This window comes from Jatrophihabitans sp. (assembly GCF_035474675.1).
Taxonomy (GTDB): Bacteria; Actinomycetota; Actinomycetes; order Mycobacteriales; family Jatrophihabitantaceae; genus Jatrophihabitans_A.
In genome coordinates this window covers 1-12,987 of the sequence record NZ_DATINC010000174.1, presented here as the reverse complement: position 1 = coordinate 12,987, position 12,987 = coordinate 1, and the positions used below count along the sequence as shown (strand labels likewise).

Sequence of the window (12,987 nt, the reverse complement as noted above, 5' to 3'; positions counted from 1 at the left end):
CACGTTGGCCTTGATCAGGCCGGTCACCACGTCGACGGACGGCCGCTGGGTGGCGATCACCAGGTGGATGCCGGCCGCCCGGGCCAGCTGGGTGATCCGCACCACCGCGTCCTCGACGTCGCGCGGGGCCACCATCATCAGATCGGCGAGCTCGTCGACGATCACCAGCAGGTACGGGTAGGTCCGGTAGACCCGCTCGCTGCCGGGCGGCGCGACCAGCTCGCCGTGCCGCACCTTGCGGTTGAAGTCGTCGATGTGCCGTACGCCGGAGGCCTCCATGTCCTCGTAGCGCATGTCCATCTCGCGGACCACCCAGGCCAGCGCGTCGGCGGCCTTCTTCGGGTTGGTGATCACCGGCGTGACCAGGTGCGGAATGCCCTGGTAGGCGGCGAACTCCACCCGCTTGGGGTCGATCAGCACCATCCGGACCTCGTCCGGGGTGGCCCTGGTCAGCACCGACAGGATCAGGGAGTTGATGCAGGAGGACTTGCCGGCACCGGTGGCGCCGGCCACCAGCAGGTGCGGCATCTTGGTCAGGTTGGCCACCACGAAGCCGCCCTCGACGTCCTTGCCGAGCGCGGCCAGCATCGGGTGGTGGTCGCGCAGCGCCACGCCGGAGCGCAGCACGTCGCCGAGCATCACGATCTCGGGGTCGGCGTTGGGGATCTCGACGCCGACCGCGGACTTGCCCGGGATCGGGCTGATGATCCGGACGTCCGGGCTCTTGACCGCGTAGGCGATGTTGCGGCCCAGCTGGATGATCCGCTCCACCTTGACGCCGGGCCCGAGCTCCACCTCGTAGCGGGTGACGGTGGGCCCGCGGCTGAAGCCGGTGACCGCGCAGTCGACGTTGAACTCCTCGAACACCTGCGACAGCGAGGCGATCACCTCGTCGTTGGCGCGGGTGTGCGCCAGGTGCTGGGAGCCGGCGCCGAGCAGGTCGGTGGACGGCAGGGTGTACATCCCCGCCCCGCCGGACAGCTCCAGCTGGGTGGGCCGGGTGACCGGCGGCAGGTCATCCTCGACGGCGGGCTTGGGCACCCGCGGCTTGCGCGGCCTGGGCGCCGGCGTCTCGTCGGTGCCCGCTTCCCCGGCCGGGAACGGGTCGTCGAAGAACGGCTCCGGCTCGGCGGGGTCGGCGTCCAGGGGGTCCTGGCCGGCACCGCGGCCGCGCCAGGCGGCCGCCGGGTCGGCGCTGTCGTCGACGTCGGGTCTGGCCAGCAGCTCGCGTACCAGGCCGGGCAGCTGGTTGAGCGGGGTGGCGGTCACCACCAGGGCGCCGAACGCGCCGAGCAGGAACAGCACCAGCACCACCAGGCTCGCCGGCAGCACCCGTTCGAGTTCGCCGCCGAGCATCCCGGTCACCCCGCCGGCGTGCGACCAGCCGGTCTCGTCCCGGGGCGAGTCGGCCGCCAGGTGCAGCATGCCGGTGACCGACAGCAGGACCGCCAGGCCGCCGACCAGCATCCGGCCCCGGCGCTCGGGGTGGGGCTGCTGGCGCAGCAGGTGCACCGCCCAGATCACCAGCAGCAGGGGCAGCAGCAGGGCCGCGTTGCCGACCAGTAGCCGGAACAGTCCGGTGATCGCCTCGCCCAGCGGGCCGGCCGCGGCGAACCACACCGCGATCGCCGAGATCAGGCCGAGGGCCAGTACCGCCAGGCCCGCGCCGTCCCGGCGGTGCGCCGGGTCCAGCTCGCGGGCGGTGGCGGCGTTGCGCCCGACGGCGCGGGCCAGCGTTCCGACGGCTACCCCGAGCGCTCGCCAGAGCTGGGCCAGGGCCCGGCCGAAGACCGCCAGCACCGGCCGGTGCCGGGGTTGGCGCGAGGGCCGGGACGCCGGCCGGGTGCTCGATCGCGGGCGGCTGGCCGGTGCCGAGCCGCCGGCCCGGCTGCGTCCGGGGCCCGACGCCTTCTTCGATGCCGGCTGTCGGGTCCTGGTTCCGGGAGTTGCTGCCACCTAGTCACGGTAACGCTCAACCGCACGGTGAGGGTGGACCGACACCGGACGGACGGCTTGGCGCCGTGCCCGATCACCCGTGGGCCGGTCGGCCGTGGGCTGGTCGGCCGCCGGGCGGGCGCTAGGGCTGGAGCAGGCCCGCGTCGGCCAGGTCCTGGCGCAGGTGGCTCAGCTCGTGCTCGGTGGCCTCCACCATCGGCATCCGGACCGGCCCGACCGGACGGCCCTGCAACGCCAGTCCGGCCTTGACCAGGATCACCCCCTGGGTGCGGAAGATGCCCGTGTAGATCGGCAGCAGCCGCCGGTGGAGTTCCAGTGCCGCCGCCAGCTCGCCGCGCTCGAACGCCTCGATCATCGCCGAGGTGTCGCGCCCGGCGAAGTGCGTCGACGTGCCGACCACGCCGACGGCACCGACCGACAGCAGCGGCAGGGTGATGGCGTCGTCCCCGGCGTAGTAGGCGAGGTCGGTCTCCGCGATCACCTTGCTGGACGAAACGAGGTCGCCCTTCGCGTCCTTGACCCCGACGATCCGCTCGTGCTCGGTGGCCTCCACCATCGGCAGCCGGACCGGGCCCGCCGACCGGCCCTGCATCGCCAGCCCGGCCTTGACCAGGATCACCCCCTGGGTGCGGAAGATGCCGGTGTAGATCGGCAGCAGCTGCCGGTACAGCCGCAGCGCCTCGGCGGCGTCGCCGCGCTGGTGGGCGTCCAGCAGCTCCTTGGTGACCGCGCCGGAGAAGTGGGTCGAGGTGCCGACCACGCCGGTCCCGCCGACCGCCAGCAGCGGCAGCACCATCGCGTCGTCGCCGGCGTAGTAGGCCAGGTCGGTCTCGGCCAGCACCCGGGCCGCGGCGGGCAGGTCGCCGCGGGCGTCCTTGACCGCCACGATCTGCTCGTGCTTGGCCAGCTGGATCATCGTCTCGGTCTGCAGCTGGATGCCGGTGCGCGCCGGGATGTCGTAGACCACCACCGGCAGCGCGCTGGCGTCGGCGACCACCCGGAAGTGCTGCAGGATGCCGGCCTGCGGCGGCCGGGAGTAGTACGGGGTGACCACCAGCAGGCCGTCGGCGCCGGCCTTGGCGGCCTGCTCGGCGAGCAGCACCGAGTGCACCGTGTCGAAGGTCCCGACGCCGGCCAGCACGCTGGCCCGGTCACCCACCGCGTCCACCACGGCGGCCACCAGTTCGGCCTTCTCGCCGTCGGAGGTGGTCGGCGCCTCGCCAGTGGTGCCGTTGATCACCAGGCCGTCGTTGTGCTGGGTGTCCACCAGGTAGCGGGCCAGCTGCTGGGCCGCCTCCAGGTCCAGCTCGCCGGCGACGGTGAACGGCGTGACCATGGCGGTGAGCAACCGGCCGAACGGGCGGGTGCGGTCCAAGCTCGACATGGTTCAACGCTACCGCCGGGACCACCCCCGAAGCGCTTCCGCCGCCCGGAAATGGACACCGGAATGGCGCGTGGCCCGTCCCGGTCATCCGTCTGGTCGACTTCGTCCGGACTCGGGTGCCGGGCTCGGTTCGGTCGCTCAGCCCGCCGGCCACCCCAGCACCCGGTCGGCCAGCTGCCGGCCGGCGGCGATCAGCTCGGCGTTGCGCTCGTCGGACTCGGCCACCCAGCGCTCGGCCTGGTCCGGCGCCTTGCCGTACGCCACGTGCCGGGCGACCAGCGCCGCCCGGCGTGCGTCGGCCGGCGGGTCGAGGTACCACACCTCGTCCAGCAGCGGCCGGATCTCCGGCCAGAGCAGCAGGTAGTTCCCCTCGGTGACCACCAGCGGCACGCCGGCCGGCACCGGGACGGCCGCCGTGACCGAGTCCTCGACGGACCGGTCGAAGGCGGGTGCGTAGACGGTGCCCGGCTCGCGGCGCAGCCGGGCCAGCAGGGCGGCGTAGCCGGCCCGGTCGAAGGTGTCCGGCGCGCCCTTGCGACTCCGCCGGCCGGTGCGGCGCAGCTCAGCGTCGGCGAGGTGGAAGCCGTCCATGCCGACCAGCACCGCCCGCTCCGGCCCGAGTCCTGCGACCAGCCGCTCGGCGAGGGTGGACTTGCCCGCACCGGGCGGGCCGGTGATGCCGAGGATCTGCCGTGGACCGGCGTCGGCCAGCCGGCCGGCCGCGGCCAGCAGTTCCGCGAAGTCCGTCACCGCTGCGTCACCGTGACAGCCTCGTCCGGTGCCTGACCAGTTCCGGCACGGCCGGGTCAGCCGTGGTTCAACGCGGCGGCCAGCGCCGGGGCCAGGTCACCCCGGTCGGTGACCTGCACGCCGTCCAGGTCCAGCCAGCCGGCCAGCTCGGCCAGCTCCAGCGCCAGCTCGGCGGCCACCTCGTCGTGGCAGGCGTCCGGTTCGGCCCAGGCGGACTGGACCCGCAGCACGCCGGCCTGCCGGTCGGACTTCAGGTCGACCCGGCCCACCAGCGTCTCGCCGAGCAGGAACGGCAGCACGTAGTAGCCGTGCACCCGCTGAGCGGCCGGGGTGTAGATCTCGATCCGGTAGTGGAAGCCGAACAGCCGCTTGGCCCGGTCGCGGAACCACACCAGCGGGTCGAACGGGCTGAGCAGCGCCCGGGCCTGCACCCGGCGGGGCCGGCGGGCGGCCGGCCACAGATAGCCGGGCGCGTCCCAGCCGGCCACCGCGACCGGCAGCAGCTCGCCGGCCTCGACCAGCTCGGCGACCCGTTGCTTGGAGTCGGCGCGCGGCAGCCGGAAGTAGTCGCCGAGGTCGGGCTCGGTGGCCACCCCGTAGGCCCGGGCCGCGATCCGGACCAGCTCGCGCTGCGCGTCCTCGCGGGCCGGGGTGGGCTGGTCGACGATCGCGGCGGGCAGCACCCGCTCGATCAGGTCGTAGCGCCGCTCGAAGTTCACCCGCCGAGCCGCACCCACCTCACCGGCCCAGAACAGGTACTCCAGGGCTATCTTGCCGGCGTGCCAGTTCCACATCTGGCCGGCTTTCTTGGCCTGGCGCTCGATCAGCACGTCCGCGCTGCGGATCGGGCCGTGCTCGGCGACCACCCGGCGCACCTCGGCCAGCAGCTGCGGGTGTTCCCGGGCGACCCGCTGCATGCCGCCCCACGACTCCTCGGCGGCCCGGGCCATCCGCCAGCGCAGCAGCGGGTGGGTGGCCAGCGGGATCAGCGACGCCTCGTGCGCCCAGTACTCGACGTACTCGCGCTGCATCCGGCCGGCGGTGTGGCCGGTCAGCCGGTCCAGCACCTCGCGCGGGTAGCGGCCGAGCCGGGCGAACACCGGCAGGTAGTGCGAGCGGCACAGCACGTTCACCGAGTCCAGCTGCAACAGCCCCATGGTGTCGACCACCTTGCGGACGTGGCGGGCGGTGACGGGACCGGTCGGGCGGGGCAGGCCGAAGCCCTGGGCCGCCAGGGCGATCCGGCGGGCGGTGGCGGCGGACAGGTCGGCTGACGGCACGCCACATTTGACCATGCCCGTCCGACAGTCCGACGCCGGCCGCGAATGTAGTCACCTAGGCTGACTGGTGTGGCGGATGTGAGCGTGCGGCCGGCGACTGTCGATGACGTGCACGAGCTGGCGCGGATCCAGCTCGACACCTGGCGGCTGGCGTACCAGACGGTGCTGCCGGCCGAGATCCTCGACTCGCTGACGGTGGCCGAGATCGCTGCCAGCTGGCATGCCGCGATCACCACCCCGCCGACGCCGAGCCACCGGGTGCTGGTCGCCACCGAGGGCGCCTACCGGGTCGGGTTCGCCGCCTTCGGCCCGGACGCCGACCGGCAGCCGGACGACCCGGCGCCGGAGTCCACCGCCGCGGTCAGCATGCTGCTGGTCGAGCCGCGCTGGGGGCGGCGCGGGCACGGTTCCCGGCTGCTGGCCGCGGTGGCCGACCTGGCGAAGGCCGGCGGGGCCGACCGGCTGGTGGCCTGGGTACCGGCCGGCGACAGCGTCTCGCTGCGGTTCTACCGCTCGGCCGGCTGGGAGCCCGACGGGCTGCGCCGCGACCTGGACACCGGCGCGGGTACCGTGACCGAACTGCGGTTGCACACCGCCCTGGCCGACTAGCGCGCTCCCCGAGCACCCTGTAACCACAGAGCCGATCTTCGACAGGAGGGAGAAACCCGATGCCCTTTGCCGGGATTTCCTTCGCCGCGCTGGACTTCTACGAGGACCTCGAGGCCGACAACTCGAAGTCGTTCTGGACGGCGCACCGCTCGATCTACGACGAGCAGGTCAAGGCCCCGCTGCAGGAACTGGCCGCCGAGCTCGCCGAGGAGTTCGGCTCCGCCAAGTTCTTCCGGCCGTTCCGCGACGTCCGGTTCGCCAAGGACAAGACGCCGTACAAGACCCACCAGGGCGTCTACTTCGCCGAGTCGCGGCGCTACCTGCAGGTCTCGGCGGCGGGCCTGTACGCCAGCGGCGGCTACTACGACATGGCCTCCGACCAGCTGGCCCGGTACCGCCGGGCGGTCGGCGAAGAGCTGCCCGGCCAGTCCCTGGTGCAGGCGATCAAGCTGGCCACCAAGTCGCGGCTGGAGCTGCGGGGTGAGCAGCTGAGCCGGATCCCGAGCGGCTTCGCCAAAGACCACCCGCGCCAGGAGCTGCTGCGGCACAAGTCGGTCTGGGCCACCAGGGAGTTCGGCTGCCCGGACTGGCTGCAGACGCCACGCGCCAAGGCCGAGCTGGTGCGGGCCTGGCGGGCGATGCAGCCGCTGATCGACTGGCTGGACAAGAACGTCGGCCCGTCCGACCTGCCGGTGGCCCGCCGCGGCGAGCGGTAGACCATAGTTGCCCCGGGAGTCCAATCGGGAGTGTTTCAACAGGTAACGCAGGCGGCACTGCCTGCCAGCATGGTGACACTACGCGCCGTACCAGAACGACTAAGCCCGCCGCTAAGGCATACACCTTGGGCGATTGGATACTGTGCATCAACGGGTCCAGGAAGGCGGCGTCAGTGGTCTTAGCGGAGATAGTTAACTCTAACGCAGGCTGGTGGGCGTTTCTTGCACTGCCGCCCGTCCTTGTGGCGGCCGTCGCGGCCATCGCACAGATTCAAATCTCACTGCGCACACGAGGTTTCGACTCACGCGAGTTGCGAGAAACCCTGCTTAGGGTAGCTGTATCGAGCACACCGGCAAGCCCATTCAATGGATTAGATCCTAGTGCAGCGGAATCCCTCCCCGTCCACCTACAAGACCACGAGGGTAGGGTTATAGATGATCCTATAAGTGAGGTTATAAACAGCCTTCGTAGTCGGCTCTCGGTACAGATAATTGGACAGGGTGGAGCAGGCAAAACGTCACTCGCTTATGCAATCCGAGAAAAAGCTATAGAGCTTGCCATAGCGTCAGAGTCGGCACCCATTGTGGAAGTTATTCCTGCTACCGAACTGGCGAAAGGAAAGCACTGGTTGCCGTTGCGAGATAGAACGCGTCTCGTAAATTTAACTATTAAGTACCTGAAGGATCGGTACCGCGTCCTCAGTTCATCTAAGCTGCAAGGCCTTATTGATAGCGGGATTCTGTTACTCGCGGTAGACGGCATTGACGAAATCACTACCAGCGAAGAAGCGGCTCACGTCCGTAAGCTAATTCAAAGGCACAGTCAATTACGCCCGATTCTTATACTTAGACGCCCTAGTTCAGATGAGCGAGAAACAGAGTTCGAGACTGCCGAAATCAGCAGTTCAGTAACTTATATGCTTCTGCCGATCACATTAGAAGATTCACTGAAGGCACTTCAGGCAGGCGGTGTTATCGTCAGTCCCAAAACCCTATCACTTGCGGCTTGCCGGCTACTTCAAAACCCTCTTAAGCTCCACATCTTTCTGAAGGTATGCGCGATTTATGACGAGCCTATGAAGATCCTAGCTGCTACTAATCCTGAGCAAACACTATGGGATTCATATATAGCTACTTTATTCGATCAATCCATCTCTGGACTAAACAATAAGAATATTACACGTACCGCTCATGCCCTTGCGCTCCGTAGCTCAGCGGGTTGGAACCTTATGAAGATGCAGTATGTTGCTGCAACTAAAAGCGACCTGTGGTGTCTGGTAATTATTATCCCGATTCTAACAATCGTTGGATATAAGCAAGACTTTCTTAGCCACACGCTAGTGCTTGAGATTGCTATTATTTACAGCTTACTCCAAGACCCTGAGGTGGGTCCACTCGCTTGGGTAAGCCGATTTATAAAAATCAAAAGCAGGGAGTTCCGCCTTGCTCTCTCGGCGATTATATTTTACTCCTTGACTTACTTAATTAGCCGTGCATTGCAGATTGTTATCTTGAACGTGCAGTATCTACATTACTTTCAACTATCACTTGTGCGACTCACTGGTGGGCGTCTGCGGGTGAGTGTTTCGAACTTTTATAACCCGCGAGTACTTACTGCATGGTGGTCTCAAGACCCTTACCCGGACTTAGTCCATATTTTAAGGGACCGCTCCCTGTACCTCGATACGTTTTTTATGACTATTTGGCTTTTCGGTATTAGTTTAACTTCTCTGAGTTCGCCACAATATGATCCGATCTCGGCCGTCTTTAAAACTTTTCGGTTCCCGCGGTGGATAAGTGAATCGATTATTCTACGCTTATTCTTGGCGTCGCCAATATTCTTTTATCTCTTTTTGAACATCCCGTTGAATATATGGCCTTTCGCGGCATTGTCTTTTGCTTGCATTGTCGCGCGCCTTCCGGCAGTGGTAGCTTTTGTTTCTTATACGCGCACTTGGCCAAGCCTTAAGTCTAGAACTATCAGACGCTTAGCTCGAGAGCGTATAATTTTCCTTAACGGCAAATCCTTCCGATTCTTACATGATGAAGTAGCGTTGGCATTAGCCCGACAGGGATTGGCCGACCCAGCTGACCGGCAGCGGTTCCTCAAAATTGTGCAAAGCACCGATATATTCCGCCTAGCTGATGACCGGGTCAATCCGGGTTCAAAGCATACAGTTCGTGCTCTTTTAGACTCAGCAGGAAGCGGTCGCTCAAGCAGTTACATTACCGCCAACATGCGGGCAATGTTTCTTTGCTTCTGTCTCAATGAGCCCTCGTATGCTGCATCAGTACTTCACCAAGCCTTAAGGCGACGGGCTCCAGATCCACTCTTGGCCCAATATGGGGAGGTCCTGATGTATTTGCAGGACCGGGCAAAGGGAATGTCGATGCTCGATAAGGCGTATGCCTTGTTCCCAGGGGATATTTTTGTTGTAAACCGGTACGCTCGATGGTGTGAATTAGTAGGCCGACTTGAAGATGCCCTTGCATCTTGGCGGCATGTCTTGCCCCTTACCAATGGCGATAACGAAGATTTCGCTGCCATCTCATTACTTGCATTAGAGCTTCGACATAGTTCAGACGAAATGAGGCCCACCATAATTCATAAGATACGAAAGACTGCAGCTTCGTCAACCCTTTTCTCTGCCTATGCAACTCTAGAGGTAGCTCGGATAGAGACTGAAGATAATCGTAACTTTAGCAATGGCTTAGCGTTGCTTAATACTATCGGAAGTTTGGACACCGACTCAGAGATCGTAGCTGCGCGGTTAGCGGTTGCTTACTTCGGGATGGGTGAAGTGGCTCAAGCTCAGCACTATGCTCGCCTCGGCGCTCAGCTTTGTAAGTGGTCGTCTGATCCACGAATTTTGCTTGAGGTATTTGCAATTGCCTCTATCATAACGGAAGATCCTGAATCGTGGCAGGTTACCAAGAGTCTGTTATCCTACGGACTCGAACTTTATGGCCGACGCGCCCTTGCCGAAATACTAGCTGCTGCTTTTCCGCTGAAGGAGATGTATATCCATCAGGTTTTCCGCAGCCACTACGCCGTAGTGGCTAACACCGCGTCTGAAAAGCAAACACCGACTCCTCTATGAATTCATATTGATTAAAGCTATAGGTTGCGGAAGCTATTTCTACAATGAAGTACCTGGCTCGGACGGCGTCACCCGCACCGCATCGATGTCGGTACCCGGGGCGCCAGGCACTTCGGCGGTAGTGGCGTCCGACACGGTGCTCATGCCGACCCCGAGCCGCCGCAATCAAAGCGCGGTGCTGATAGGCGTCCCGGATAGGCGCTGCCAACCGCGGCCCGTCAGGGCTGGAACAGTTGCCAGCGCCCCTCGGAGACGACCCGGGCGACGCCGTCGACCACCTGGACGGCGGTGTCGTCGTCGATCGCGTAGGTCGGCGCGGGTATCCGCGCCGCCCATTCCCGCGCATTGTCCGACGAGGCGTCGGGGTGGTCCGGGTGCTCGAAGTGCGGGATCACCGCAAAGTCGACGAGCCCCGTTCCCCGGCCGGTGGCCAGCAGCCGGTCGACGTCCCCGGCGGGCGTGCCGAAGACGACGTGCTCGGCCTTCAGCGGTCCGTCGTCGGCGCGCGGCGGGTCGAGGTAGGTCTCGACGAAGGTGCCGGCAGCGGCGATGCTGCCGGCGCTCACCCCGACGTAGACCGCCTCCGGGCGCAGCGTCGGCAGCAGCTCGGCCAGGCCGGAGCGCCGCATCCAGGAGGCGAGGAACAGCGGGTCACCGCCCCACACCAGCAGCGCGTCGGCGTCCCGGACGGTGGGCACCCAGGCGTCCTCGCCGAGATGCGGCAGCGCCGTCAGCTCCAGGATTCCCACCGATTTCCAGCCCAGGTCGCACAGCACCGGCGCGGCCTCGCCGCAGACCGCCCGTCCCGCCCCGTAGGCGCCGCCGGGAAAGGGATAGATCGCGGTGGGGATGAACAGTGCCCTGGACTCGGCGATCGGCTTGCCCAGCAGGTCGACCAGCGCGGCCCGGATGCTGTCGTTGGTGATCCCGGCCGACGTGAGCAGCGCTCGCACGGTCCTCGCCTTCCTCGGAGGTTGCTAACGGGACAGTTCTATCGCGGTGCGCAGCGCCTGCCGGGCCCGGCGGCGGTCGCCGGCCAGATCGTAGGCCTGCGCCAGCCGGAACCAGCCCTGCCAGTCCCCCGGCGCCCGTTCCACCACCGCGCGTTGCTGGTCGAACCAGGCGTCGGCGGCCCGCCGGTCCAGCCGCCCGGACGGCAACCGGGCCGGCTCCGGCAGCCCGGCGACCTCGCCGGACTCGCGCAACCGGTGCTCCAGCCGCTGGCTGGCCAGCCCGAAGCGCAGCTCGGCGGCCACCACCCAGCAGCCGATCAGCGGCAGCACCAGCACGGCGCCGCCCAGCACCTTGAGCACCCAGCGGTCCTGGCCCAGCAGGTACACCCCGCGGTAGCCGATCAGCACGAAGTAGCACGCCAGCGCCGCGACCAGCACCGCCACCACGACGAGCGGGTTGGTACGCCGATCCCGCCCGGCCTGCGGGCTCACAGCCCGAGCAGTGCGTCCAGGCCGACGGTGAGGCCCGGCCGGTTGCCCACCTCGCGCACCGCCAGCAGCACGCCGGGCATGAACGAGGACCGGTTCAGCGAGTCGTGCCGGATGGTCAGCGTCTCGCCCTCGGTGCCGAACAGCACCTCCTGGTGCGCCACCAGCCCGCTGACCCGTACCGCGTGCACCCGCACCCCGTCGATGTCAGCCCCCCGGGCACCAGGCACCTCGGCGGTGGTGGCGTCCGGCGCGGCGCTCATGCCAGCCCGGGCCCGGGCCGCCGCGATCAGCCGCGCGGTGCTGGTGGCCGTCCCGGACGGTGCGTCCACCTTCTGCGGGTGGTGCAGCTCGATGACCTCGGCCGATTCGAAGTAGGGGGCGGCCAGCTGGGCGAACTTCATCGCCAGCACCGCCCCGATGCCGAAGTTCGGCGCCACCAGCACGCCCACTCCGGGACGGTCGGCCAGCCACTGCCGCAGGGTGGTCAGCTTGGCGTCGGTGAACCCGGTGGTGCCGACCACCGCGCAGATGCCGTGCTCGACGGCGAAGCGCAGGTTGTCCATCACGCTGTCCGGGTGGGTGAAGTCCACCAGCACCCGCGCGCCCGCCTCGGCCGCCGTCGAGAGCGGATCGCCCAGGTCGATCGAGGCCACCAGTTCCAGGTCGGCAGCCGCCTGCACCGCGGCGCAGACCTGCTGGCCCATCCGGCCGCGGGCGCCCAGCACCCCGACCGGGATCAGCTCGCTCATCCGCCGTCCTCCCGAACAGCTCTAGACGACAGCGTCGAAGTCGTGCTCGCCGAACGGCCCCACCACGGTCAGGCAGGTCGGCTGGGTGGCGATCTCGGCAGCCAGCTCGTTGACCTGGGTAACGGTGACCGCCTCGATGCGCGCCAGCAGGTCGTCCAGGCCCAGCACGTCGCCGTAGGTCAGTTCCGCCTTGCCGATCCGGGTCATCCGGGAACCGGAGTCCTCCAGGCCCAGCACCAGGCCACCGCGCAGCTGGCCCTTGCCGCGCTCGACCTCCTCCTCGCTCAGCCCCTCGCCGGCGATCGAGCGCAGCACCGCCGTCATGATCGAGACCACCTCGTCGGCCTTGCCGGGCTGGCAGCCGGCGTACAGCCCGAACAGCCCGTCCCCGGCGTAGGAGGAGGTGAAGGAGTAGGTCGAGTAGGCCAGTCCGCGCTGCTCGCGGATCTGCTGGAACAGCCGCGAGGACATCCCGCCGCCGACCGCCGTGGTCAGCACCCCCAGCACGAACCGGCGCTCGTCGAAACGGGACAGCCCCATGGTGCCCAGCACCACGTTGGCCTGCTCGGTGTCGTCGGCGAGCACGGTGACCGGACGGACCGGCACCCGGTGCAGCCGGCGGTCAGGGCGCGGCTCGGCACCGGAGTCGCCGTCGTGCAGCCGGCCGGCGAAGGCGTTGCGCACCAGCCGGACGACCTCGGCGTGGTCGATGTTGCCGGCCACCGAGACCACCATCTCCGAGGGGCGGTAGCGGCGGGAGTAGTAGCCGTGGATCTGCTTGCGGGTCAGCTGGTTGATCGAGGCCTCGGTGCCGAGGATGGACCGGCCCAGCGGCACGTCGCCGAACAGTGCCGTGGCGAACTCGTCGTGCACCAGGTCCGACGGGTCGTCGTCGCGCATCGCGATCTCTTCCAGCACCACGGTCCGCTCGATGTCGACGTCGGCGGCGGCGATGGTGGCGTTGAGCACCACGTCGGCGATGATGTCGACCGCGATG

The 12,987-nt window shown here is 67.2% G+C and carries 11 protein-coding genes; 3 read left to right on the top strand and 8 right to left on the bottom strand.

The window, feature by feature from the left end:
* From VLJ82_RS20145 to VLJ82_RS20130, 4 genes are all read right to left on the bottom strand, one after another.
* Positions 1-1,956 (bottom strand): DNA translocase FtsK 4TM domain-containing protein (locus VLJ82_RS20145; protein ID WP_408665159.1); only part of this gene is annotated, 1,956 nt, incomplete at its 3' end.
* Positions 1,957-2,077: 121 nt separating this feature from the next.
* Positions 2,078-3,340 (bottom strand): 4-hydroxy-tetrahydrodipicolinate synthase, encoded by a 1,263-nt coding sequence (gene dapA, locus VLJ82_RS20140; protein WP_408665158.1) that lies wholly within the window; start codon positions 3,338-3,340, stop codon positions 2,078-2,080.
* Positions 3,341-3,478: 138 nt separating this feature from the next.
* Positions 3,479-4,090 (bottom strand): nucleoside/nucleotide kinase family protein, encoded by a 612-nt coding sequence (locus VLJ82_RS20135; RefSeq protein ID WP_408665157.1) that lies wholly within the window; start codon positions 4,088-4,090, stop codon positions 3,479-3,481.
* 56 nt (positions 4,091-4,146) lie between these two features.
* Complete coding sequence (locus tag VLJ82_RS20130; RefSeq protein WP_408665156.1) at positions 4,147-5,385, bottom strand: winged helix-turn-helix domain-containing protein; 1,239 nt, start codon at positions 5,383-5,385, stop codon at positions 4,147-4,149.
* A 54-nt stretch (positions 5,386-5,439) separates the two neighbouring features.
* On the opposite strand from VLJ82_RS20130, the gene VLJ82_RS20125 reads away from it, so the two are divergent.
* The 3 genes from VLJ82_RS20125 to VLJ82_RS20115 all read left to right on the top strand — a co-directional run bounded on the left by VLJ82_RS20125 (position 5,440) and on the right by VLJ82_RS20115 (position 9,796).
* Positions 5,440-5,979, top strand: a complete 540-nt coding sequence (locus tag VLJ82_RS20125) for a GNAT family N-acetyltransferase (RefSeq protein WP_408665155.1) — start codon at positions 5,440-5,442, stop codon at positions 5,977-5,979.
* 59 nt (positions 5,980-6,038) lie between these two features.
* Positions 6,039-6,695, top strand: coding sequence for a DUF2461 domain-containing protein (locus VLJ82_RS20120; protein WP_408665154.1), 657 nt, complete (start codon positions 6,039-6,041; stop codon positions 6,693-6,695).
* A gap of 173 nt (positions 6,696-6,868) precedes the next feature.
* Positions 6,869-9,796, top strand: coding sequence for a tetratricopeptide repeat protein (locus VLJ82_RS20115; protein WP_408665153.1), 2,928 nt, complete (start codon positions 6,869-6,871; stop codon positions 9,794-9,796).
* Positions 9,797-10,014: 218 nt separating this feature from the next.
* Here the strand turns inward: VLJ82_RS20115 and VLJ82_RS20110 are convergent, their stop codons facing one another.
* From VLJ82_RS20110 to VLJ82_RS20095, 4 genes are all read right to left on the bottom strand, one after another.
* Positions 10,015-10,749: a Type 1 glutamine amidotransferase-like domain-containing protein gene (locus tag VLJ82_RS20110; RefSeq protein ID WP_408665152.1), complete on the bottom strand. Its 735-nt coding sequence runs from the start codon at positions 10,747-10,749 to the stop codon at positions 10,015-10,017.
* Between the two features lie 24 nt (positions 10,750-10,773).
* The gene (locus VLJ82_RS20105; protein WP_408665151.1) at positions 10,774-11,241 is read right to left on the bottom strand and encodes a hypothetical protein; all 468 of its coding nucleotides are present in this window, start codon (positions 11,239-11,241) and stop codon (positions 10,774-10,776) included.
* The gene (gene dapB / locus VLJ82_RS20100) at positions 11,238-11,990 is read right to left on the bottom strand and encodes a 4-hydroxy-tetrahydrodipicolinate reductase (protein ID WP_408665150.1); all 753 of its coding nucleotides are present in this window, start codon (positions 11,988-11,990) and stop codon (positions 11,238-11,240) included. Before dapB ends, VLJ82_RS20105 begins: the two co-directional genes overlap by 4 nt.
* A 21-nt stretch (positions 11,991-12,011) precedes the next feature.
* Positions 12,012-12,987 (bottom strand): M16 family metallopeptidase (locus tag VLJ82_RS20095; RefSeq protein WP_408665149.1); only part of this gene is annotated, 976 nt, incomplete at its 5' end.